This window comes from Vibrio sp. 10N.286.49.C3 (genome assembly GCF_041469545.1).
Taxonomy (GTDB): Bacteria; Pseudomonadota; Gammaproteobacteria; order Enterobacterales; family Vibrionaceae; genus Vibrio; species Vibrio tasmaniensis_A.
Map to the genome: position 1 here is coordinate 103,937 of NZ_JBFRKT010000054.1, position 23,261 is coordinate 127,197.

The window sequence follows — 23,261 nt, forward strand, 5'->3', positions numbered from 1 at the left end:
ATTCAATTCTTATGAGAAACACGGCTAACTAAATACCCGCATAAACAAGGAGAGTAGAGTGGTCAACATTCGGGAAATGGCAATTTCAGACTACGACTCAGTGATCGCGTTGTGGTGCCAGACAGAAGGCATGAGTATTCGCGATGCCGATTCGAAAGAAAGCATTGCGAGCTATTTAGATCGTAACCCTGGTCTGAGTTTTGTGGCTGAAAGTAACAACGAGATCATTGGCGCTGTGTTAGTAGGAACGGATGGACGTCGTGGGTATTTACAACATTTAGCTGTCTCGGCCAACTTTAGAGGACAAAAGTTAGGTTGTAAGCTTGTCGCAGAGGCGGTCAACGCACTTGCAGGGTTAGGCATCCCGAAGACCCACTTGTTTGTCTATAACGACAACATCAACGCTCAACAGTTTTACGAAAAATTGGGCTGGTTTCCTCGAGATGAAGTTCGAATGTACTCGTTTAATAGCTCGGATAATAGTAACGTTTAGCCTTAAAGGTTAGTGTTGGCTGAGCGTTAATTTGTAACAGGTTCGCGCGCATCTTCCCAATATCAAAACAATCCTTGGAGTATTTAGAAATGTTGTTTTTTAGTCTGTCTAAACCATTGATTCAAGGCTCCGAGTTATGTTCTGAGCTGCTCAATTTCTTAACCGAGCATAAGAGTGATTTCGAAGAAAAGTTAATCCCAGACCTGTCATACATAGATGATATGGCACACGTGGTGGACGGTATTAAAATCAAAGACGTTCTACACATCAATGCGAATCAATACCGCCTTCAATATTCGTTTGATTGGGAGCTGTTTCTAGGTTGTTCAGATAGGAACGAAACTGGTGTCGAGAATGGAAGCGTTCTATTCACACTTGAGGATGATAACGTTCTTAATATCAACTTCCCAAACTACGGTTCTCGAGACACTAGCGATGAGCTCTAGTCGGTTTTTCGTGCGTGTTATACAGAAGGAACAACAATGATAACTATTGAAAGGCTTCAAGAATCACATGTGGCGTTAGTTCAGGCCATCCAACTCGCCGATGAACAGGTTAAGTTCGCTGGTACAGCTGCAGAGTTTTTATTAGACGGCAGTGAAACGACGCACTTGCACGTGATTAAGTCTGATAACGAAGTTGTGGGTTTTTTTAAGCTGGATATCGCTTACGCAGAGCACTACGAATTCTGCCCTGAAGGAAGTATTGGCTTAAGAGCTTTTGTGCTTGATAAAAACCAGCAAGGTAAAGGTTTAGGAACTGGCACGGTCAAAGCTTTGTTTCCATATTTAAAAGCGAATTACTCAGCGTATGAGTCGATTTACTTAACTGTGAATTGCAAAAATCCCGCAGCATTTAACTGTTATCAGAAAGGCGGCTTCGAAGATACCAATCAACAGTATCTAGGTGGCGCAGCAGGCCCGCAATTTATCATGCGCGGTCAAATCGTTTAGTCACATAAATAGGTTAATTGTTGAACGACAAACGATCTAGGGAGGGATCATGTCAATTACATCAGGAATAGCTCTATTTGTTGCGATGTTACTATCTGCAGCCATACCGGGACCCAGCGTTCTCGCAGTTCTGTCGAGGTCTCTAAGCTTTGGTTGGAAACAAGGCTTGTTAGTGGTGCTTGGCGTACTAATCGCGGATTACATTTTTATATTCTTAGCTTTGTCTGGTTTATCAGCTTTAGCTAGCGCAATGGGTGAATTTGCTACGGTAATTAAATATGTAGGCGTTACCTATTTGTTTTGGTTGGCTTACACAACATGGACGTCAGATGTTAGTGAATCATCGAGTACATCTTCGGAGCAAGGAACGAAAGCCTCAAGCGTGACTATCGGCTTATTGATGACAGTTTCAAACCCAAAGGCGATTTTGTTTTACATGGGTTTCTTTCCCGCATTCATAGACCTAAAAACATTTACCACAACAGATGTGATGATGATTTTGGTGATTTCAACTGTAGCTGTAGGTGGAGTATTGAGTCTCTATGCTTGCACTGCCTCTAAAGCTCGTTTTGTATTTCAAGGGCGCTCAGCAAAGATGCTATTGAACAGGTTATCAGGTGGCTTTTTGGCGACTTGCGGTGCTTTGCTAGCAACTAAAACATGAGTACTCTTAGGACTGTTTTAACCATAACACCAAACTAAGTGTTAACACCTAGTGTCTTTGCCTGCTTCATGGCATCATTCCACGTAGCTAAAACCCCAACAAGGTATGTTATGAAACAGAATATTGTCCACATTGCACTCGTGGTAAAAGACTACGATGAAGCGCTTGATTTTTATGTAAACAAGCTTAAGTTTGATCTCATCGAAGACACGTATTTACCAGAAGAAGATAAACGCTGGGTTGTTGTTGCTCCACCAAATTCAACCGGTGTGAGCCTGTTACTTGCTAGAGCTTCCAAGCCAGAGCAACTTGATTTCATCGGCAACCAAGCTGGTGGACGCGTATTCCTATTCTTAAACACCGATGATTTCTGGCGTGATTACGAACGCATGACGTCTTTGGGCATTAACTTTGTCCGAGAGCCTAAAGAGCAAGGTTACGGTACCGTTGCTGTGTTTGAAGATCTTTACGGTAACTTGTGGGATCTCCTTCAGTTAAACCCTGAACACCCTATGGCTAACAGGTAAATAAGCTAAGGCTCATTCGTGTGTTGCTCAAGCTCAATTAAAGGAAGCTCATCGTGGAAGAAATCAAAGGCATTCTGCAATTCATGGTCGAAATTGAACAATTAAAGGACGTTCATCGACAAACAAAACCGGTTGGATTGGATCGCTATGAAAACTCCGCCGAACACAGCTGGCACGTCTGCTTGAGCGCACTTATGTTGAAAGATTACGCCAATGAAGAAATCGATATTACGCGAGTGATGAAGATGCTGTTGATTCATGACCTTGGGGAAATCGATGCCGGAGACACTATCATTTATGCCAGTGAGACCGAAGAAAATAAGCTTAAAGAGCGAAACTGTGTCGAGCGCTTGCTGAATTCATTACCGAGCCACTCAAGAACTGAGTACTTGGAGCTATGGCTTGAGTTTGAAGCGGGTGAGTCACCGGAAGCCAGGTTTGGTAAGGCGATCGATAGAGTACCGCCTTTGCTTCATAACATCCATGGTGATGGTCACAGCTGGAAGAAGCACAACATATCCAAAGACAAAGTACTGACCTTTAATGGCGAGCGTATCTCTAAAGGCAGTCGTGCTCTATGGAAAGAACTAGAAGTGCAACTTGAAGGTGCTGCGGACAAAGGGTTGTTAAAGTAAAAGTTAGCTATCTTGCCAAGTAATGGCAAACAAGTTTCACCTAACAACGTTTAAATTAAACCCGGGAATTCATAGTGTTACTTCAGAGTAGCAAGCCCATTGTTGAAGGAATAAGAACCACATGAAAACCACTGCTTTAGCTGTATTGTTACTTGGCGTTTCCGGTTGTGTATTTGCAACCGATAACAATATTGAAGCTATCGATTACCAAGTGTCGATCACTGTCGAGGATTCTGAATCAAAACTCAACTTCCCAACCTTTAAGTTCGACTCTTTCGGACAGGAAGTCTCATCTCAAACTGAAGAATGCATTTATTCGGGTGTTCTTTCTAAGCATGAAGCTAACGCTATTCTTCTGGAAGCCAAAATGTCATGCGATTATGAAAATGGAGAGTCTAGCGGACAGATGCCTGTTTTTATTCTTGATAAAGAGGGTGGAGAAGCAAGTATCGAGCTCGGAGAAGATGAAGCAAACCTGTGGAAATACACGGTTCTAATTAAAGCGCTTAACTAAATTTCAAACGATACACGGTTACTCTTTTTGTTCTGCGCAATGCCAATAAAAGTAGATACATGGCACATGGTATTATCTCGTGTCTCATTTCTTTCTAATAAAACTCTAAAGGACAACAATGAGTTCGAGAACCGAGTGATAAGTTGTTAGTATTCATCAACTTTATAAATGTTAGATGGCTTATATAAATGCTTGATAATAAATATATTAAACACCCTTATCACTGTGAGCAGTGCAACGCACTTACCCCGCACCTTGCTGTTAACGCTTCCGATGCTCAATCTAAAGCGGAAGCTGAATCTGAAAAGAAACAATGGAAACTAGGCGTGTTGATGGAGTACCTGATGACGTTATTGTTTAAAGGTGACCATAATGTTCCCGGTTTTTATGTCGACAGTGATTACGAATACCAGTGTGAAAAGTGTGGGACTAAGTCGTGGCACTGATCATGTGTTTAGCTTTTGAAACAATTCCTATCTCAACTGCGGATAATAAGACGCATTAGAAAAGTGATCCTCTCTGCAAATTGAGAATGGAAACGTGTCTATACTGACATGGGTTACGTCGCTGATTTTAGAAGTGGCGCTACGAATGTAAGTTTGATTAGGTTAAATCTCAGAGGTGACGATGAAAAAATTACTACCACTATGCGCCATTTTACTCTCGGCATCATTTTCAGCTACGGCTTCTGATGGTTTGATTAAATATCAAAGTAATTACTCAGTGAAAGAGACCGCTGACCGCTTTGAAGAAATCGCCAAAAGCAAAGGATTGACCTTGTTTGCGAGAATCGACCATCAGAAAAATGCGAGTAAGGTTGATCTTGACTTGAGACCAACGGAAGTCATCATCTTTGGTAACCCAAAAGTAGGGACAACATTAATGCAATGCGCTCAAGATGTCGCGATAGACTTACCGCAGAAGGTGTTAGTCACGGAAGATTCCAATAAAAAAGTATGGTTGTCTTACAACGATCCTAATTACTTGGTAGAGCGTCACGCAATCAATGGCTGTGACGAAGTGGTTAAGAAGATATCGGGTGTACTAAGCAAGCTTTCAGAAGCGACAGTGGCGAAAGCTGAATAACCGAGCCAATAGGCACTCATTTAGACCATTAATGGGTGCGACTTGACGATGATATAGCTTCCCAATCAACGTTTGGCTGCATTGACAACTAAGCAACAATATATAAAAGTAGTGTTATGAAACTGAATTTAGCGTCATCTAACCAACGAATTATCATCATTCCATAGGAATGGTGGGATTGTTGATGCGCTTTGTTTATCGAACCCACCCGTAAGGTGGGTTTTTTGTCGCTGTCTTATGGGTTTTATCTGAATAGAGGAAGTCATATGAAAAAGGTCGCGGTTTTTGGCAAACCTGGGAGTGGAAAGTCCACAATCAGCAAGGCGTTGGCTCTAGCTACAGGCATAGAGCTTCACCAGTTGGACTCTATTGTTTATAAGGCCAACGGAGAGTTTGTTGAGCGTGAAGTGTTCGACCTAGCGCACGACAACATAATCAATTCTGAAAGCTGGATCATCGATGGTTTTGGCCCTCTAGGCTCGTTCAACACACGGTTAGATGCAGCTGATACCTTGGTTTATATCGACCTTCCTTATTCAACTAGCTACTGGTTTGTAACCAAGCGAATGCTCAAAGGTTTATTTGTTAAACCTGAAGGCTGGCCTGATGGAAGCTCAGTGATAAAAGGCACGATACAAAGTTATAAGACACTAAAACTGTGTCCTAAATTTTGGAATGACGACTTTAGAGCGCAGTTAGAATTGCGCGCTAAAGAGAAAGAGGTTTACATCATCAGAAGCGTGACTGAATTGAATAACTTTGTTCATCAACACGTCACTTAACAGTCGAGAGCTTACCTTTCTTTGAAACGCTTTAATTTGCTCATAACTTTATGAAAATATATAGATTTAACTCAACATGTGGCATATTTGCCATGTGTTGAATTTGTGCTTTGAGTTAAGGCTATAGATATTATGTATGGAAGTGAGAAGACGAGAGCGTTCTGCTGTAACTGTAAGAAACTTACACTGCATAGGTACACGATGTTCAGTAGCCAAGTGCAAAAGGCACCACAAGCTGAAGATAAAGAACCGAGTTTACTCCAACGAATTTTATCGGAGTTTCTATCTTTTGGTGTTACAGGTTCGGGCGCGACAGGTGATTACAAATGTACCCAATGTGGAACATATTTGAATACACCAGACAACCTCGACTGAGTTTGTGGGTTTGGCTTAGGCAAATAAAAACGGGAAGACCTCAATGATCTTCCCGTTAGATATTACTTAACTCATCGTGCTATTGGCAGTTTTGAGTGAGAAGCCTTATGCGCAACACTTCTTGTATTTCTTACCGCTACCGCAAGAACATGGATCGTTACGGTTAGGTGTTTTTTCGAACGTCATTGTTTTTGGCTTGTTTAGCAACGTGTCGAACTCAAGTGTGTTTTCTTCTTTCTCTGCATCCACAGATACAGTCACGAAGATTGAATGTTCAGCAGCGATTGCTTCAACTTCAGTTTTGCGAGCGTCAGTTTGAACCGTTACATTGACTGGTGACTCTTCAGTACCCACTTTAACATCGCGGTTTACATTGTAGCCAGCAAGAACGTGGTTCTGTCTTGTTTCGATACGGCCTTTGAAAAATAGTTTCGACATTGGGTACTCACAAAATTTGGGATGACGCTATTCCTATGCTAGGTAGCGTTATAGAGCGGGGGATTATACGCATATATTCCAATTGATAAAGCAGTGATGTGAGTAAAGATTGTTGGTTTTTGTTTGCTAGCAATTATTTGTTTTATTGCTTTGTTCTAATTAGACTAATTTTGAAACTCAAGACAATAAGATTTCCCTTAACAGGGCCTCAAGTGATAAATTGAAATCGTCAATTTAAACAACGAGATACCCCATGAAGTTAGATGCCATCCTGTGGGATTACGATGGAACCTTAGTCAACTCCGTTCCAAAGAATATCGCAATCACCAAAGACATTATCTCTTTAGTTGCGCCACACTTGTCAGGCGACAACTTACCTAAATATTTGCTTAGCGAAGCGCTTTATCGTGAAGCTAACCACGGTGCTAAAAACTGGCAAGCCTTATATGTCGACTATTACGGTTTATCACACGATGAAATGTTGATCGCTGGTGGAATGTGGGCAGAGCATCAAGAGAAAAACCAAACAGCCGTTGCCTTGTATGAAGGAATGGAAATCGTGGTTAATCAGTTTGCGCATCTTCCACATGGGATCTGCTCTCAAAACTCTCAATTGAATATTCGTGGTGTACTCGACAGTTATGGCATCGGCGATTTGTTTAAATCGGTCGTGGGTTATGACGATGTCTCGAACGGCAACCAAAAACCCCATCCATTTGGTGGTGTGAAATGTGTCGAGAACATATTTGGCGCCGATCCGACTAATGAGCTTTGTTTGATGTACATCGGTGACCATGAAGCGGACACACAGTTTGCTCGCAATATTGAAGCCGCGCTGGGTAACAATGCAAAAGTGATTGCCGTAGCCGCAGGTTATAGCCGATCGGAGCCTGAAAATTGGCAAACCAAGCCGGACTACATTGCTAACAGTGTCGATGATCTTTTAACGATCATCGGCAAGTACGCATAGAAAACTAAGTACGTATAGAAAGCTAACGTACACATAACGAAGCCGACGTTTAAAAATCACCACACGTAAATGACTTTAAGGAAGAATAATGACACCAAAACAAGTGGTATTAGGATTTTGGGATGCAATGCGCAGTAATGATTTTGCAAAGGCGAGTGATTGGCTAGCCGCAGATTTTGAAGGCTATTGGCCTCAGTCGTCTGAATTGACGGTAGGGCGTGATAACTTCACGGCAGTCAATGCTGAATACCCAGCTAATGGTGTTTGGGAGTTCGCGCTCAATTCAATTGTCTGTGAAGGTGATACCGTAGTAACGGACGTTTCGGTTACAGACAGTGTGTTGAAAGGCCGAGTGATTACCTTTCACACGGTTGTTGATGGCTTAATTCAAAAGCAAACTGAGTTTTGGCCAGACCCATTCGAAGCGCCGGCTTGGCGATCGCAGTGGATTCAGGTTGTATCGAACAATCAGTTTGTGTCGATACGATCAGTTTGTAACGAAAAACCAGGTCGTATCGAATAATCAGGTTATAACAAACAAGTGGCATTAGGAGGTTTCATTGAACAAGGTAGTGATTGTAACAGGCGGGAGCCGAGGCATTGGCGCGGCGACATCTAAATTGTTGGCCAGTAAAGGTTATGCCGTATGCGTTAACTTCATACACAATGAATCGCGAGCGGAAGAGCTAGTTAATGATATTCGTGAACAAGGCGGAACCGCTATCAGTGTTCGGGCGGATGTGTCTGTTGAATCGGACGTGAAATCCTTATTCGAGATTGCACGTAATAAGCTAGGCCCAGTGACTCACTTGGTCAATAATGCCGGGATCTTGTTTACCCAGTCACCTTTGGTTGACATCGAATTGGATCGCTTTGAAAAGGTGATGAAATCGAACGTATCAAGCTGCTTCCTTTGCAGTAAAGCCTTTATTAAACAAGCTGACGGTGCGGGTTCTATTGTGAATGTATCATCTGCTGCTTCGCGAACGGGCGCACCGTTTGAGTACGTGGATTACGCAGCATCGAAAGGTGCGATGGATTCACTCACCAAAGGCTTATCGCTTGAATTGGCTTCACGCAATATCCGAGTGAATGGCGTAAGGCCAGGCTGTATTTATACTGAGATGCACGCAGACGGCGGAGAGCCTGATCGCGTAGACAGACTCGCTTCGCAGTTACCATTACAACGAGGTGGCACACCAGAAGAAGTCGCTAACTCTATCGCGTGGTTATTATCGGACGAGGCTTCGTATGTCACCGGCTCGTTTATTGATATTGCAGGCGGTCGGTAGGGCACGTTGGCCTTTGCACTAAGATAAACAAGTTAATACCATCAACACGCAACACAAGTACCTAACTAAAAGAACGAAACTAAGAGTACAAACATGAAAAACTATTTTGAAAGTCCGTTTGTCGGAAAGTCACTCAAAGAACAAGTGACCAACCCAAACATCATCGTGGGTGAGCACAGCTATTACTCGGGTTACTACCATAACCACAGCTTTGATGACTGTGCGCGTTACCTATTACCGGATAGAACAGACATCGACAAGTTGATCATCGGCAGTTATTGCTCGATTGGTTCAGGTGCCGTATTTATGATGGCGGGCAACCAAGGCCACCAAAATCAATGGGTGAGTACCTTCCCGTTCTTCTACCAACACGACGAGAAGTTTGAAGATGCGATAGACGGCTTTGAACGCTCTGGTGATACCGTGATTGGTAATGATGTGTGGATCGGTACAGAAGCGATGATCATGAGTGGTGTTAAGGTTGGTGACGGGGCGATTATCGCGAGTAGAGCGGTTGTGACCAAAGATGTCGCGCCATACTCGATTGTCGGTTCAAACCCTGCGCGTCACATCCGTTATCGTTTCAATGAAACTGAAATTGCTCAGTTGTTAGAAATGAAATGGTGGGAATGGAGCGAAGAACAGCTCAAAGGCGCGATGTCGTTGATGTGCTCTTCAGATATTGATGGGCTTTATCAATACTGGAAAGCGCTGTCTAAGGCTTAGGTTCTAAATTGTAGATTACAGGCAATTCGTGAAGAGTTAAAAATCAGTTTTAAGTTAACAAATTACTCAATAACTTTACTGTTAAAGCGTCAATGTGACTTGGGTAAATGATTGATTATATGCATATTGCATAGTATGGCGTGTCGCATTAGCGTGGTGGATGAATTGGAGGGGTATTATGATTAGTTGCAACGATTACGATTATATTGAGATTGTGTGTATGCACCGATACCCAATCAAATTAACGCTGAAGTCTGGCGAGCAGATTGAATGTGTCGGATTAGATACTCAACGCAATGATAGCCGTGAAGAGTGCATTAAGGTCAGTATTCAAGGTGTAGAACAACTTGTCGTACTCACTGATCTTTCCACACTAGAAGTCTGTGTCAACAATCCTCATTTTCAGCAAATTTCATTCAAAACGTCATAGGCTTTCAAATGAATAACACCATAGAACAATGCTATTGCACCGCGTGCAGAGAAGACACACAACACGTTGTTGTGTTGGTCAGAAAGACCAGTGCGTTTGCAGACAAACCTAACCAAAAGCGAAGCGAGTTTTGGGCAGGCATGATAAAAGGTTGGTTCCTTGGCCCGTTTATCGCGTCAATGGATGAGTTTTCTCGTCATCTTGTCTGTGAAAAGTGTGGCCACAAAGAGATACAAGATTAGTTAAGATTTTACATAGTTAAAACGTCGATTGGCTTAGGAATAAAACGAATGAAAGTAGAAACGATTGAAGCCGTAAAGGCGTACGGGTTTTCAGTAAGAACCACTAATACCGATGAGATTGATCCAACAAAAGCAAAGATAGGTCAATTATGGCAAGGTTTTTTCGATCAAGCTTTTCCTAAGCTGACACCAGATTCAAAAGTGTATGGTGTCTACACCAATTACCAATCGGATTTTACTGGTGAGTTTGATGTTATTGCATGTACCAATGCACTTACCGATAACAATTTAGATGACCTAGTCGAAACCGAAATTGAAGCAGGTAAATATCTGACGTTTTCTGCTGAAGGTGAACTTCCTCAAGCGGTCATCGATTTATGGGGCGAAGTGTGGGCGTACTTCAACGCAGCAGATTGCCCACATGTTCGAACTTACACGACAGACTTTGAATTTTACAAAGGCGAAACTGAAGTCGAGATTTCGATAGCGATTCAATAAGCTTTGGGTAGTCGTTAGTGATAGTCAAATTGAGTCATTAGTAAAAGAGTCGCTCTGTATGAGCGGCTCTTTTTATTGGGGTATACCGCCTAAATAAATTGCGGTACACCGCTTTAACAAATTGTGGTGTACCGTCTTAACAAAGGTCAGCTACATCATTCTCATGAAGTAAGGAATAATCAGTGCGTTCGCTAAATCAATGAAGAACGCGCATACCAATGGCACGATGATGAAGGCTTGTGCTGAATGCCCATATTTCTGACTTACTGCCGACATGTTTGCCATGGCTGTAGGTGTTGAACCTAACGAAATCCCTCCAAACCCAGCACATACAACGGCTGCATCATAGGTCTTACCCATTGATGGGAACACGATGAAGATATTGATTATCACGGCTAGTAGCAGCTGCATTGCCAATATCGCGAAGATAGGACCCGCCAAATCAATGAGCGTCCAAAGTTGCATGCTCATTAGTGACATCGCCAAAAATGTACCCAAGGATATTTCAGCAATTAAGTCGATAGCAGGCGAGCGTGTTGGCCATTTAGTGCCTGATATTCTTGGGTATGACTCTGGCATTACGTTGGTGATCACGATACCTGCAAATAAACACGATACGAACAGTGGAAGCTGTAACCCGGTTTGACTGATCAATTCATTAAGCAACGCGCCGACAATGACACAAATATGAATCGCTAACACGGCGTCTAAAAATTGAAATGATGTAAGAGTTTGGTGTTGTTTTTTTGCATTTGAATCGATTGAGTTTGATTGCCCGTCGACAGGTTTGAGGTTGTGACGCTTAATGAGAAACTTTGCAATAGGGCCACCCATCAGGCTGGCTAAAATCAACCCAAATGTTGCACTGGCGATACCAATTTCCATTGCGCTTTCTAGGCCGAACTCTTCTGCAACCTTGGGTGCCCAAGCAATCGCGGTACCATGCCCGCCAATCAGTGAAATACTTCCGCTGAGTAGGCCAAAGACAGGCTCTAGGCCAAACATTGATGCGACAGAAATACCGACGATGTTCTGCATAATCATGAAGAAGATAGTGATTGATAGCAAAATCACCAAGGGCTTTCCGCCTTTGAACAGGTCTTTCAAACTTGAGTTAATCCCAATCGTGGTAAAGAAGTAGACCAATAATACATCGCGGGCAAATAGATCAAATTGCACTTCGATTGAGGTCGTCGCGTATAAAACCGCGAACAGAAGCGATGCCAAAATCCCACCAGAGACAGGTTCAGGGATACTGAACTCTTTCAAAAAACCGATGACTTGATTCAGCCTTCGTCCGACAAATAGAACCACGATCCCCATGGTCACTGCAAAGAATGACCCGAGATGTAAGATGTTGTTTTCAAATTCCATAGTGATCCTTGTAAAGGTGAAGTTATGACGTAACTTTAGTTGCCAAATTGCGCTTTAATAAGCAACTAGATTAGCATTATTTGTTGCGTTCAAATGATAAGAAGTTTCGGAATTCCGGATCGGCAACAAGTTGTTTGTTACCTTCTTCAATCAATAGGTCGACGTTTTCTTTGTCTATCATAAAGTCCGTCGGAATTTGATTGAGCAAATATCGCTTTGCGCTGTTGTCTGATTTATTCAAGCTGATCTCAATGAAGTAGGGTGAAACCTTACGACCTTGATGAGAGGCCAGTTCTTGCCATGATTGCAACTCGTCAACGATCAAATCTTTTGTTGTATCGTTGTAGCGATGCAACTGTATATCGGTGATGACATCCACCGTTTGTTTCATGGAAGGTGCTTCAATCGACTCTCCAATGCCAGATTCTGGCGTCGTCGATGCATCAACCGAAATGATGACAATAGGGCGCGCGTGTTGGTTGTCGTACAAGTTTTTCAACTCTTCGTTGTCGTTGTAACGCAAGTATTCAGACATCTCATATACCGATAGCAAACCGAGGTTGTCAGTAATTCCGCCATCCACAAGGTGGAGATAACTCACATCATCCTTATTGCTATATGACTTTAACGACTTGATCAGATTTCGGTTGCGGTAACTTGTGGCCTCAAACGAGGGTTGTAAATGCTCTGATTTATCACAGTCATTTTTGTTTTCTAGTACCACAGGTGTGAAAACGAAAGGCACAGCAGAAGAAGCCGTCACCGAACTGGACACTGAATAGCTGTTCAAGTCTGAACATATGAGGTCAAAATACTCTTGTGTGAATGAAAAACGCGAACCCGTTGAAATGTCGGTCGCGTTAATGACAATGTAGGGTGCATCTTCTCGGTGCATGTCGGCAAATGTACTTTCACCGAAGATGTTTGCTTTGTAATAGTCGGTGGCTTTGTCTGTTCTGGTGGCGTACGAGAACCAATAAGTCGGAGATAAAAGGATGGAGAACAGATCTTTTGAGACTTCGTGATAAAGGAACGTTTCTTCGTAATCTTCGAATATCTGGTCACCATACAAACCATAATACGCGGCGGTAAAGCTGCCACCGGATACCGAACTGATCATATCAACTTCTTCTAACAGATTGACCGTTTCACCATTTACTTGGATGTTGGTGTCGCGCAATGCTTGCAGCACACCATACGAGAGCGCCGCCGCACGCGTGCCGCCCCCAGAAAAAGAGAGGATCAACGTGACTTTGCTATTGGGTTTATTGAAGCTCTTGGCTGTGTAGGCTTGATTCTGCTGCTCAGCAGATGGGCTTGTGTTGGTTGCTTTGTTTTTCGCGCTGCAGCCTGAAAGGGCAAGCGAGAAGGCCACTAACAGTGAAACTTTCGCGAACCCTTTAAAATCGGGGCTAGGTGTGTTGAATGTGTTTACTTTGTTTTTTGGCATAGCGCATTTCAAACTAACGTTGTGATTGAGTGAAAGGCGATTTTCGTTGATATCTAATATGCCATCAATAGCATCGCTTGTGATTCAGTGTCACGATTTTCATAACAATCTAGAGGTGATTAAGCTTATTTAGAACTGTTTACAGTCATCTCCAGGAATCTATAGTGCTCTTCGGTAATCTAGGGTTATCTCCAGCAATTTAGAGTTATTTCCAGCAATTATAGTTACCTCCAGCAATTCATAGCGACTTAATGCTACCCAAAAACACAATCTTGCTTGGTTTCATTCCACAAAGGGTATTGCTTCATGACTTGGGTGTAGAGCTTACTGTCGAGATGCGTTCTTAACCAACGTCCAACGTTCTGATATTCAGATTGCACAAACAACTTCTTCTCGACTCTTACGAACTGGCTAACAAAAGGCATCACGGCAAAATCGGCTAAGCTTGGGGTTTCTCCAAAAAAGTAGGGCTGATCGGTGAGTAGCGCTTCTAACTGACTAATGAACGCTTCGCAGGCTTGTCGACGTTGTTCACTATCGATGTTTCGGTAACGCACTGAAGCGCGGTATTTCTCTAAGTGACCAATGAATTCTTCATCGTTGGTTTTAATGAGTTGTTGGACTTGTTCGCTAAGTATTGGATTGCTTAAGCGCAGAAGATCTTGAGGATCGTTTTGTTGAAGCGCCCAATTCATCACATCTAAGCTCTGTTCGATGATTTGACCATCTGGCAATACCAATACTGGAACAGTGCCTTTTGGAGAACTGGCCAATAGTTCGCTAGGCTTATCTTTGGTGACAATTTCTCGAAGTAACACTTTCTGCTGTGATAGTGCGATGCCCATTCTTCCTCGCATAGCGTAAGGGCAGCGTCTTAAAGAATAAAGAATAGGTAAATCGAATTCGTTTGGCATTATTGAGGTCATTTAGTTTGGAAAGTGTTGTTAGGTGGTAAAGAGTTCGTGTTGTAGGTAGAATACGCGCCTTAAAAATTATAAGTAAGTGAGCGACTTCAAAAATGAGCAGAAAGATTGAGTTATTAGCCCCAGGTGGCGATGTCGAGGCGATTAAAGCCGCTATCGTGGCCGGTGCCAATGCGGTTTATTGTGGTTTAGACACCTTCAACGCTCGTAACAGAGCCTCTAACCTTTCGTTAGATGAGTTGAATGGTGTGATTCGCCTTGCTCATGAATATGGTTGTGAAGTGTTTCTGACTCTTAACGTTGTGCTGCTGGAGCATGAAATTAAGACTATCACTAAATTGCTGAACCAACTGGTGAACACCAAACTAGACGGCATCATCGTTCAAGATCTTGGTTTGTTTGATTTGGTGAAAAAGCATTTCCCATCGTTAGATGTTCACGCATCGACTCAGTTAACGACGCACAACGAAGGCCAGATTAAGTTCTTGTCTAAGATTGGCGCGACGCGCGTAAACTTGTCTCGTGAATTGAACCTACCAGAAATCAAAATGCTGACGGAAGTGGCACACGATCACGATGTTCTAACTGAAGTGTTTGTACATGGCGCTTTGTGTATCGCATTCTCTGGTCAATGTTACTCAAGCTCAGTAAGTGTGGGTAACTCAGGTAACCGTGGGCGTTGTAGCCAAGCGTGTCGTGATGAATACGAAATAACCAACGCAGGCAACAAGTTCCCACTGAACTTGAAAGATAACTCCGCTTACTACGACCTACCTGAACTGGTTGACGCGAAAGTTGACTCGTTGAAAGTAGAAGGCCGTATTAAAGGCGCACACTACGTATACACTGTGGTAGACACTTGGCGCAAACAGATTGATAGCTTTGTAGAAAGTGGTTTGTTGATCGAAGACGATTCGAACCTACACAAAGTATTCAACCGTGATTTCACCAACTCTTTCCTCAAGGGCAACCTAACGAAAGACATGTTCATTGATAATCCTCGTGACAACAGCATGAACTACGCCGTTGATAAAGCGACGAAAGAGAACAATGAAATCTCTGTTGTGCAAATTCAAGAAGTAACTAGCGATCTTTATGAAGCTAAGAATGCGCTAGGTAGCGAAATGCGCGACAAGATCGAGTTCCTTGATATTCGTAAAACACCGGTGTCATTGTCGTTTAGCGCTAAGGTGGGTCAACCATTTACGGTGACAGTGAACACACCAAAAGAAAACTTTACGGTTCAGTCTCAATCATTATTGGCAACAGCTAAAGAGACTGCGATTACTCAGGCGTTACTTGAGAAGCGTTTCAAATCAGTGAAGAGTGCGGTTCATACGCTTGAAAACTGTAACTACGACAACTTAGATGAAGGTCTGATTCTTCCTTTGAAAGAAGTGTCGGTCTTAAAAGACGAAATCGATTTCATCTTAAACGGTTCTGTGAAAGTGATTAAGCACGTTGAAGTGCCAGCACTGCCTCAGCAACCAAAGGTTAACGAGAAGCCAACCATGTCGATGCTTATCGCTGATGTGGAAGACTTGCACCTGTGTGACGTAACTGACGCGGATGTTTACTTCAAACTGCCTGAAAGCTTCAAGAAGCGTTGTAACAAGTACATCGACATCTTGGCAGCAAACCCACGTTTGATTCCTTGGTTCCCAGCAGTATTGATCGGTAAAGATTACGACGAAGCGGTTCGTATTCTTGAAGAGATCAAGCCAGCTCGCATCGTGACCAACAACACGGGTATTGCTTACAAAGCTTACGAGATGGGAATTGAGTGGGTTGCAGGCCCGTTCATGAACACCACAAACTCTCACGCACTGGTTACGCTGAAAGAAGAGCTGAACTGTGCTGGTGCTTTCATTTCGAACGAGATCAACAAAGGTCAGATTCGTCATATTCGCCGTCCAGAGAACTTCAAACTGTTCTACAGCATCTACCACCCAATCTTGATGATGACCAGCCGCCAGTGTTTCTTCCAAAGAACCGTGGGTTGTAACAAGCCAAGCATCGAAGCCGGTTGTATGTTGAAGTGTGAGAAAGCGACCACGATTACCAACGTGAAAGGCATCTCTTTCGCGGTTGATAAACAGAAGGGTGGCTACCCAAGCATTTACAACCACGAGCAGTTCTTAAACCATGACGCTGTAACGGATTTCTCAGGTCTGTTTGACGAGTTCTTCATCGACCTAACCAACATCGGCGCGGGTTCGAAAGAAGTACAAGACAAAGTAGAGCTTATCAAACACTTCCAAGGTTTGATTGACGGCGTTGATGGTTCACAACAGAACCTAGAGCAGATGGTTGAAGTTCGAACTAACGCTCAATACGTGCAAGGTCTATAGGGTTCAAGGCTTATAACACTAAAGGTCTATAAGGCTTAACCGCTTATAATCACTCTGAACCAATAAACAAGAGGCCACTCAATCGAGTGGCCTTTCTGTATCTGAGTATTCTGAATCAGCGAATACGTTATTCCGTCACAGCTTCCTGTTTGAAGCATGGGCTCTTTAACGTGTTCATCTTCTCGATTTCATTGGTTAAACGCAGTGAAAGCAACGCTTTTTGGTTTGAAGCAAAATCGAACATAACGATGGTCGCAGTGCCGATTGTCGTCAGCTTCTGTTGAGCCTTACTGACGATCCCGTATTCCATGGTGAAGCGGTCGTCTTGAATGTCTGTAACACGAGAACCAATCATCAGCGTGTCTGGATACGTGACTGGTCTGAAATATTTACAATAAGTGTCGCCAAGAACAGGGCCAACTTTGGTAATCGCCATCTCTTCCATCAGCTCGACATGCTTGAAAAAATCTAAGCGAGCAGTTTCGAAATAACGAAAATATACGGCGTTGTTAACGTGATTAAGCGCGTCCATTTCTCCCCAAGCGACAGGGATTTCTGTTACTACCGGGTAGTCAGATAATAGTGCTTCCATGCGAACTCTCTTATTGTTATCTGTGTAGTTAGTGTTATCTGGGTAATTAACGTTATCTGCTTATCCTTCATCGGGATAAGTTGTTATTGGAATAAAAACCCTACCGTTAAATTAACAAAACTGCAACACGTGTGATTTAAGTTTTTGAAGCTTGAAACCACACAATGTCAGGGACTTAGTCTTTCATTACTTAATGACTTGAACGCATTTGCTCCATAACTCAGCGATTAAGGTGTTTGAATTGCAGTTCAACTAAGCGTTGGTATAATTCGCAGCTATTGATGAGAGACTGGTGGTCGCCGATGTCTACTAGCTGCCCTTTATCGAGTACCGCAATCTGGTCGGCGTGTTTAATTGTTGATAATCGATGGGCGATAATGATCGTAGTTCTGCCACGCATTAACTCTTCTAAAGCTTGTTGAACATGATGCTCACTTTCACTGTCTAGCGCACTGGTTGCTTCATCCAATAAGAGAATATTTGGATCTTTTAAGATGGCACGAGCGATGGCAATACGCTGACGCTGACCGCCAGACAATCTCACGCCACGTTCACCAAGAAAACTGTGATAGCCTTCAGGTAAGTTCTGAATGAACTCGTGCGCGTGCGCTTTTTTCGCCGCTTCGATAACTTGCTCGTCTGTTGCTTCTGGGTTTCCGTATCGGATGTTATGGAACACATCGTTACTGAACAGGGCGGGTTGCTGCGGTACAAGCGCCATCTGCTTTCTTAGCTCATTTGGATCAAACTGATTCAGCTCAACACCGCCTAACGTTACTTTGCCCAATTGTGGGTCGTAGAAACGTTGCAGCAGTTCAAATAGGGTGGTTTTACCTGCGCCAGACGGGCCAACCAATGCCAACACTTTACCTTCATGGGCTGTTAGTGTGAGGTTACTTGTTGCGGGTTGGTCAGGTCTTGATGGGTAACAGAAGGTCACATCATCAAAAGCGACTTCTGGTGTCACGTTATCGAGTGATGTTGGGTTTTCTACAGGCGCAACAATATGGCTTTCAACTTGTAGAATTTCAATTAATCGTTCTGTCGCACCTGCCGCACGTTGCAATTCACCCATCACTTCAGAAATGGTACCTAATGACGAAGCTACCATAATGGCATAGAAGACAAACGCCGCTAAGTCACCTGCCGACATCGTGCCGTTGATGACATCGCTGCCACCAACCCAAAGCATGCCTGCAATCGCACTGAACACGATAACAATCACACCAGAGATAAGAATCGCACGCTGTTTAACGCGTTGGCGACCAATCTCATAAGCCTTTTCGACTTCAATTGCGAATGACGCTTTCTCTTGCGCTTCTCGGCTGTAGCTTTGCACAGTCTTAATGTGCTCAATCGCTTCGCCGGCATAAGAGCCCACATCAGACATCGAATCCTGACTTTGGCGAGAGAGGGCTCTCACACGACGCCCGTAGACCAAAATCGGAATCAGGATAAACGGCACAGAGGCCAACACGATCAGCGTTAGCTTAATATTGGTCGCGAACAGCATGATGATTGCGCCAATACACATTAACGCGCTGCGCATCGCCATAGAAAACGACGAACCAATAATGCTTTGAAGCAGAGTTGTGTCGGTTGTGATACGCGACATGATGTCGCCACTGCCATTGGTTTCAAAGTAACTCGGATGCAGCGTCACGACATGATTGAAAACCGATAAGCGAATGTCTGCACTCACACGCTCCCCAACAGAAGAGACCAAATAGAAGCGGAAGAATGTACCAATCGAGATCAACACGACTACAACCATGATGAATTGAATCGCACTGCCTAAATCTGATAACGATTGTTGGCTGAAGCCTTGGTCGATAAGAAGGCGAATACCGTGTCCGACCGAAAGGGTTAAGCTCGCCGTGAAGATCAACGCAATCAATGCTGCAATCACACGGCCTTTATAGGGCTGAATAAATTTGCTGAGCTCAAATAAAATACTGAGGCTTTTCTTCTCAGGTTTGGGTTGTGGCGCTTTTTGAGTAGATCGTTGAGCCGTTCGCTGAGTAGAGTCACGCATAGAAGAGACGTCGTTTTGCATATGACTGCCTTAATGTGTTGTCGCTTTAAGAGTAGATGGCTTGTTGTTTGTACGTACATGTCACGAATTAAGTGCTAGTCGTTCGTAAATGTTTGTTGCTTACAAGAGAAACCATTAAAGCACGCATCGCTGACTGATGCTTCCTAGGATACTCAATTTTCGGACTTTGATGCCTAGCAAGTGAGGAAATCGATACTGTTCAAAAGGAACATTAATCATTTAGTGAGGCTTGGAATGAAGAGCAAACGAGCTATTTTATTCTAATTTTTATGCATGTGAGCGTAAGCCAATGGCGAATAGAAGCTACAGGTTTTTAGATCTTGCACTGATTTTTTAATTGGAAGAGAAACGTTTGCTTTTCCCTCGATTTCAATCTTATCAGCAACTTGTGACTTTTGGTTGTAAGACCAGTTATAGCGACTGTTTTTTGCGCAACTTTCGTTACAAAAATTCAACAAAATAGTTTTTTATACATTTTTCTTGCATAAAACCTCGAATTGAATAGAATAACCAACAAATGACAATTAATGCAGTATTGTGGCATGAGTATTCAAGTAAAGAGCATCAACAAATCATACGGTAATACCCAAGTTCTTCATGACATCAGCTTTGACTGTGAAAGTGGCGAAACCTTGGTATTGCTTGGCCCAAGCGGCGCGGGCAAGAGTTCATTACTGCGTGTATTGAACCTGTTAGAAATCGCGGACAACGGCGAATTAGACATTGCGAACGAGCAATTCGATTTTTCAAGCCAGATCCAAGAAAAGCAGGGGCTTAAACTTCGTCGTAAAGTTGGCATGGTGTTCCAACAATACAACTTGTGGCCACATATGACGGTGATGGAAAACTTAATTGAAGCTCCCACCAAAGTCGCGGGTTTAGATAAACAAGAAGCGATAAAGCAAGCTCAAGAAGTACTAAAGACACTTCAACTTGCCGACAAAGCAGACGCTTGGCCACTTCAACTGTCTGGTGGTCAACAACAGCGTGTTGCGATTGCACGTGCGCTGATGATGAAACCGGATGTGTTGTTGTTTGATGAACCAACAGCGGCGCTTGATCCTGAGATCACCAACCAAGTTGTCAGCATTATTAAAGAGTTGAGTGGAACGGGCATTACTCAAGTGGTTGTGACACACGAAGTTGATTTCGCGAAGAAGATTGCTAGCCACGTTCTGTATCTAGAAAAAGGGTACATCGTTGAACACGGCACCAGCGATTCATTCGTTAATCCGCAGACACCTGAGTTTGCCGAGTATTTGACTCACTAGATTAGTGACTCATCAAAACCAAGTTAAGTCACTAGATTAGTGACTCATTAAACCTGAGTTAACGCATTGGATTCACATAGCCCAAGATTCAGCTAATTTATTTGATTCGGCTAATCACAACACAATTTAGTCAAACATAGATTCAGTTAAAACAAATCAAATTATAAAAATGGCCACAGGTCAAAATCACACAGATTCGGAGTAACAAAATGAAAAAGATTCTACTAGCTTCACTTATCGGCCTTTCTTCAGCAGGCATGGCTGTTAATGCATCGGCACAAGATGAAATCAAATTCGCAATGGAAGCAACTTACGCACCATTCGAATACATGGACGAGAACAACCAAATCCAAGGTTTTGACGTAGACCTAGCAAACGCACTTTGTGAAGAGATGAAAGCGACTTGTACTTTTCACAACCAAGCGTTCGATAGCTTAATCCCAGCGCTTAAATTCAAACGTTACGATGCCGCTATTTCGGCAATGGACATCACTGAAGCGCGTCTTAAACAAGTAAACTTCTCTAACGCTTACTACGACAACTCTGCAGCATTCATCTCTATTGAAGGCAAAGTAGCAGACCAAGCAGCACTAGAAGGTAAGCGTGTTGGCGTTCAAAACGGTTCAACTCACCAGAGCTTCCTACTTGAGCAAATGGCTGGCGTAACAGCGGTACCTTACTCAAGCTACCAAGATGCATTCATCGACATGAAAAACGGTCGTATCGATTCAGTATTTGGTGACACAGCGGTAGTAGCTGAATGGTTCAAAAAGCAAGACAACCTAACGTATGTTGGCGACCAAGTAACAAACCAAGAGTACTTCGGTAACGGCTTTGGTATCGCAGTAAACAAGAGCAACCAAGAACTTGTAGACCAGCTTAACGTTGCACTTGCAGCAGTGAAAGCGAACGGCGAATACGACAAGATCTTCAACAAGTATTTCGGTAAGTAATTTATGGAATTAACGGGTTACTCTTTAGGGCTCGTCGAAGCAAGCTGGATGACTGTTCAGCTTGCATTCGTAAGTCTATTGGTTGGATTGGTTCTAGCAGTTTTGTTTGCAAGTGGTGAGATGTCTCGTCGTATTGCAATCAAATGGCCAACGACTGCATTTGTGACGATTGTTCGTGGTTTACCAGAAATTCTGGTCGTACTGTTTATCTACTTTGGTTCGACACAAGTTCTGTTCATGATCACTGGCGACTTCATAGAAGTGAGCCCGTTCTTATCTGGTGTTGTTGCACTGTCACTTATTTTTGCTTCTTACGCGTCACAAACCATCCGTGGTGCTTTGAAAGCAGTAAGCAAAGGGCAGAGAGAAGCAGCAAGCGCGCTTGGTATCTCTCAATCGCGTTCATTCTTTCGTATAGTTTTACCTCAAGCGGTAAGACACGCGCTACCAGGGTTAACCAACCAATGGTTAGTGTTACTAAAAGACACTGCATTAGTCTCACTGATTGGCGTAACGGATTTGCTGAAACAAGCACAATTAACATCAGCGGCAACGCACGAAGCATTTACTTGGTACGCGACAGCAGCAGCAATCTACTTGGTCATCACTTTAATCACGCAAAGATTGGTAAAAGTGATTGATGGTAAGTTCTCTATTCAAGGTTTGGGTAACAAAGGGGCAATGGCATGAATCAACAATACCTCTCTCAAATGCTTGAAGGTTTAGTGACCAGTCTTCAACTTACAGGCGCTTCATTGCTGGTTGGTTGTATCTTGTCACTGCTGATGACGGTAACGCTAATCCTAAGAATACCGGCGATTCACTGGTTCACTCGTGGCATCATTACGCTGTTCACCGGCACACCATTATTGGTCCAGATCTTCTTGGTGTATTACGGCCCGGGTCAGTTCGATTGGATTCGTGAAAGCTTCATGTGGACTTGGTTAAGCCAACCTTGGTTCTGTGCAATGTTAGCATTAGCTTTGAACACTGCCGCATACAGCACGCTACTGTTCAGAGGCGCATTCAACGCCATTCCAGCAGGGCAGTGGGAAGCATGTCGCGCACTTGGCATGGACAAAATCGCAACGCTGAAAGTGTTACTGCCATACGCTCTACGCCGCGCCGTTCCAGCTTACTCGAACGAAGTGATTCTAGTTTTCAAAGGTACGTCACTGGCAAGCACCATCACTATCATGGATTTGATGGGCTACGCTCAGCGTATTAACGGCCAAACCTACGACACACTCACCGTGTTCGGTATTGCTGGCGCATTCTACTTAGCAGTAAACGGAATACTAACGCTGATCTTCCGCCAAGTAGAGAAGAAAGCCCTCGCATTCGAAGCCGCGTAAGCTAGTTACTCACAAGCTTAACTAATCTATAAAGCCTGCCATTTATGTTCGCATAAATGGCAGGCTTTTTTGTGTTTGGGGTATGTATAGAGGTGCTGTGTTTGTATCCAGTGTGGCGGTTTTTTTGCGAAATTCATACTATGTGAAAATATTCTGCACTTAGTCATTCAATGAGTCTATCTATGTTTTAAGTCACTGAATTGCTGTGATTAATCGTGGTAAATTGCTGTGCATATGAAACTAGATAGAATGATTCTGTATTTAAATGCAGAATTTTTCGGTCTAATAGCTGTTGAACTAAGCCGCTTCGC

29 protein-coding genes are annotated in these 23,261 nt (G+C 43.3%); 23 read left to right on the forward strand and 6 right to left on the reverse strand.

Annotated features, from left to right (window positions below; translation table 11 throughout):
- The first annotated feature begins 58 nt into the window (after positions 1-58).
- The 11 genes from AB4180_RS19490 to AB4180_RS19540 all read left to right on the forward strand — a co-directional run bounded on the left by AB4180_RS19490 (position 59) and on the right by AB4180_RS19540 (position 6,029).
- Entirely contained in the window at positions 59-493 is a 435-nt protein-coding gene (locus AB4180_RS19490) for a GNAT family N-acetyltransferase (protein WP_017078753.1), read from the forward strand.
- Between the two features lie 89 nt (positions 494-582).
- Positions 583-939, forward strand: a complete 357-nt coding sequence (locus tag AB4180_RS19495) for a hypothetical protein (RefSeq protein ID WP_009846824.1) — start codon at positions 583-585, stop codon at positions 937-939.
- 36 nt (positions 940-975) lie between these two features.
- The gene (locus AB4180_RS19500) at positions 976-1,446 is read left to right on the forward strand and encodes a GNAT family N-acetyltransferase (RefSeq protein WP_102248893.1); all 471 of its coding nucleotides are present in this window, start codon (positions 976-978) and stop codon (positions 1,444-1,446) included.
- A 49-nt stretch (positions 1,447-1,495) separates the two neighbouring features.
- Entirely contained in the window at positions 1,496-2,110 is a 615-nt protein-coding gene (locus AB4180_RS19505) for a LysE family translocator (protein WP_012604019.1), read from the forward strand.
- Between the two features lie 110 nt (positions 2,111-2,220).
- Positions 2,221-2,637, forward strand: coding sequence for a VOC family protein (locus AB4180_RS19510; RefSeq protein WP_017061801.1), 417 nt, complete (start codon positions 2,221-2,223; stop codon positions 2,635-2,637).
- 53 nt (positions 2,638-2,690) lie between these two features.
- Complete coding sequence (locus AB4180_RS19515; RefSeq protein WP_102248894.1) at positions 2,691-3,272, forward strand: HD domain-containing protein; 582 nt, start codon at positions 2,691-2,693, stop codon at positions 3,270-3,272.
- A gap of 121 nt (positions 3,273-3,393) precedes the next feature.
- Positions 3,394-3,786 carry a hypothetical protein gene (locus AB4180_RS19520; RefSeq protein WP_102248895.1) on the forward strand — a complete coding sequence of 131 codons (393 nt, stop codon included), beginning with the start codon at positions 3,394-3,396 and terminating at the stop codon, positions 3,784-3,786.
- Positions 3,787-3,974: 188 nt separating this feature from the next.
- Positions 3,975-4,232 (forward strand): hypothetical protein, encoded by a 258-nt coding sequence (locus AB4180_RS19525; RefSeq protein ID WP_009846818.1) that lies wholly within the window; start codon positions 3,975-3,977, stop codon positions 4,230-4,232.
- 181 nt (positions 4,233-4,413) lie between these two features.
- A complete protein-coding gene (locus AB4180_RS19530) occupies positions 4,414-4,872 on the forward strand; it encodes a DUF302 domain-containing protein (RefSeq protein WP_102248896.1) in 459 nt (152 codons plus the stop codon).
- 266 nt (positions 4,873-5,138) lie between these two features.
- The gene (locus AB4180_RS19535; protein ID WP_017097409.1) at positions 5,139-5,654 is read left to right on the forward strand and encodes an adenylate kinase; all 516 of its coding nucleotides are present in this window, start codon (positions 5,139-5,141) and stop codon (positions 5,652-5,654) included.
- A 132-nt stretch (positions 5,655-5,786) separates the two neighbouring features.
- Entirely contained in the window at positions 5,787-6,029 is a 243-nt protein-coding gene (locus AB4180_RS19540) for a hypothetical protein (RefSeq protein WP_029223182.1), read from the forward strand.
- Positions 6,030-6,134: 105 nt separating this feature from the next.
- Here AB4180_RS19540 and AB4180_RS19545 read toward each other — a convergent pair whose 3' ends face one another.
- Positions 6,135-6,467 (reverse strand): PBPRA1643 family SWIM/SEC-C metal-binding motif protein, encoded by a 333-nt coding sequence (locus tag AB4180_RS19545; RefSeq protein ID WP_009846816.1) that lies wholly within the window; start codon positions 6,465-6,467, stop codon positions 6,135-6,137.
- Positions 6,468-6,720: 253 nt separating this feature from the next.
- On the opposite strand from AB4180_RS19545, the gene AB4180_RS19550 reads away from it, so the two are divergent.
- The 7 genes from AB4180_RS19550 (at position 6,721) to AB4180_RS19580 (ending at position 10,625) form a co-directional block, all read left to right on the forward strand.
- The gene (locus AB4180_RS19550) at positions 6,721-7,437 is read left to right on the forward strand and encodes an HAD family hydrolase (protein WP_102248897.1); all 717 of its coding nucleotides are present in this window, start codon (positions 6,721-6,723) and stop codon (positions 7,435-7,437) included.
- 88 nt (positions 7,438-7,525) lie between these two features.
- Complete coding sequence (locus AB4180_RS19555; RefSeq protein ID WP_102248898.1) at positions 7,526-7,960, forward strand: nuclear transport factor 2 family protein; 435 nt, start codon at positions 7,526-7,528, stop codon at positions 7,958-7,960.
- Between the two features lie 37 nt (positions 7,961-7,997).
- Positions 7,998-8,729, forward strand: a complete 732-nt coding sequence (locus AB4180_RS19560; RefSeq protein WP_012604011.1) for a glucose 1-dehydrogenase — start codon at positions 7,998-8,000, stop codon at positions 8,727-8,729.
- A gap of 93 nt (positions 8,730-8,822) precedes the next feature.
- Entirely contained in the window at positions 8,823-9,455 is a 633-nt protein-coding gene (gene catB, locus AB4180_RS19565) for a type B chloramphenicol O-acetyltransferase (RefSeq protein WP_102248899.1), read from the forward strand.
- 178 nt (positions 9,456-9,633) lie between these two features.
- Entirely contained in the window at positions 9,634-9,885 is a 252-nt protein-coding gene (locus AB4180_RS19570) for a Rho-binding antiterminator (protein WP_029223861.1), read from the forward strand.
- A gap of 8 nt (positions 9,886-9,893) precedes the next feature.
- Positions 9,894-10,127, forward strand: a complete 234-nt coding sequence (locus tag AB4180_RS19575; RefSeq protein WP_004733848.1) for a hypothetical protein — start codon at positions 9,894-9,896, stop codon at positions 10,125-10,127.
- 48 nt (positions 10,128-10,175) lie between these two features.
- Positions 10,176-10,625 (forward strand): GyrI-like domain-containing protein, encoded by a 450-nt coding sequence (locus AB4180_RS19580; RefSeq protein ID WP_009846810.1) that lies wholly within the window; start codon positions 10,176-10,178, stop codon positions 10,623-10,625.
- Positions 10,626-10,775: 150 nt separating this feature from the next.
- Here AB4180_RS19580 and gltS read toward each other — a convergent pair whose 3' ends face one another.
- The 3 genes from gltS to AB4180_RS19595 form a co-directional block, all read right to left on the reverse strand.
- The gene (gene gltS, locus AB4180_RS19585) at positions 10,776-11,999 is read right to left on the reverse strand and encodes a sodium/glutamate symporter (protein ID WP_102248900.1); all 1,224 of its coding nucleotides are present in this window, start codon (positions 11,997-11,999) and stop codon (positions 10,776-10,778) included.
- Between the two features lie 76 nt (positions 12,000-12,075).
- Positions 12,076-13,449 carry a patatin-like phospholipase family protein gene (locus tag AB4180_RS19590; protein ID WP_102248901.1) on the reverse strand — a complete coding sequence of 458 codons (1,374 nt, stop codon included), beginning with the start codon at positions 13,447-13,449 and terminating at the stop codon, positions 12,076-12,078.
- Between the two features lie 254 nt (positions 13,450-13,703).
- Entirely contained in the window at positions 13,704-14,363 is a 660-nt protein-coding gene (locus tag AB4180_RS19595) for a glutathione S-transferase (protein ID WP_012604003.1), read from the reverse strand.
- Between the two features lie 104 nt (positions 14,364-14,467).
- Here AB4180_RS19595 and AB4180_RS19600 point away from each other — a divergent pair, with 104 nt between their 5' ends.
- A complete protein-coding gene (locus AB4180_RS19600) occupies positions 14,468-16,723 on the forward strand; it encodes a peptidase U32 family protein (RefSeq protein ID WP_017104327.1) in 2,256 nt (751 codons plus the stop codon).
- A gap of 127 nt (positions 16,724-16,850) precedes the next feature.
- On the opposite strand, the gene AB4180_RS19605 is transcribed toward AB4180_RS19600, so the two are convergent.
- Both AB4180_RS19605 and AB4180_RS19610 read right to left on the reverse strand, forming a co-directional pair.
- Positions 16,851-17,315, reverse strand: a complete 465-nt coding sequence (locus AB4180_RS19605) for a thioesterase family protein (RefSeq protein WP_017104326.1) — start codon at positions 17,313-17,315, stop codon at positions 16,851-16,853.
- Between the two features lie 220 nt (positions 17,316-17,535).
- Positions 17,536-19,371, reverse strand: a complete 1,836-nt coding sequence (locus AB4180_RS19610) for an ABC transporter ATP-binding protein/permease (RefSeq protein ID WP_102248902.1) — start codon at positions 19,369-19,371, stop codon at positions 17,536-17,538.
- 542 nt (positions 19,372-19,913) lie between these two features.
- Between AB4180_RS19610 and artP the strand changes: the two genes are divergently transcribed.
- From artP to artM, 4 genes are all read left to right on the forward strand, one after another.
- Positions 19,914-20,642: an arginine ABC transporter ATP-binding protein ArtP gene (gene artP / locus AB4180_RS19615; protein WP_009846803.1), complete on the forward strand. Its 729-nt coding sequence runs from the start codon at positions 19,914-19,916 to the stop codon at positions 20,640-20,642.
- A gap of 209 nt (positions 20,643-20,851) precedes the next feature.
- Positions 20,852-21,595 (forward strand): lysine/arginine/ornithine ABC transporter substrate-binding protein, encoded by a 744-nt coding sequence (locus tag AB4180_RS19620; protein WP_009846802.1) that lies wholly within the window; start codon positions 20,852-20,854, stop codon positions 21,593-21,595.
- 3 nt (positions 21,596-21,598) lie between these two features.
- Positions 21,599-22,285 (forward strand): arginine ABC transporter permease ArtQ, encoded by a 687-nt coding sequence (gene artQ / locus AB4180_RS19625; RefSeq protein WP_017083621.1) that lies wholly within the window; start codon positions 21,599-21,601, stop codon positions 22,283-22,285.
- The gene (artM, locus tag AB4180_RS19630; protein WP_017068344.1) at positions 22,282-22,950 is read left to right on the forward strand and encodes an arginine ABC transporter permease ArtM; all 669 of its coding nucleotides are present in this window, start codon (positions 22,282-22,284) and stop codon (positions 22,948-22,950) included. The genes artQ and artM overlap by 4 nt, the downstream gene beginning before the upstream one ends.
- Positions 22,951-23,261: the final 311 nt, after the last annotated feature.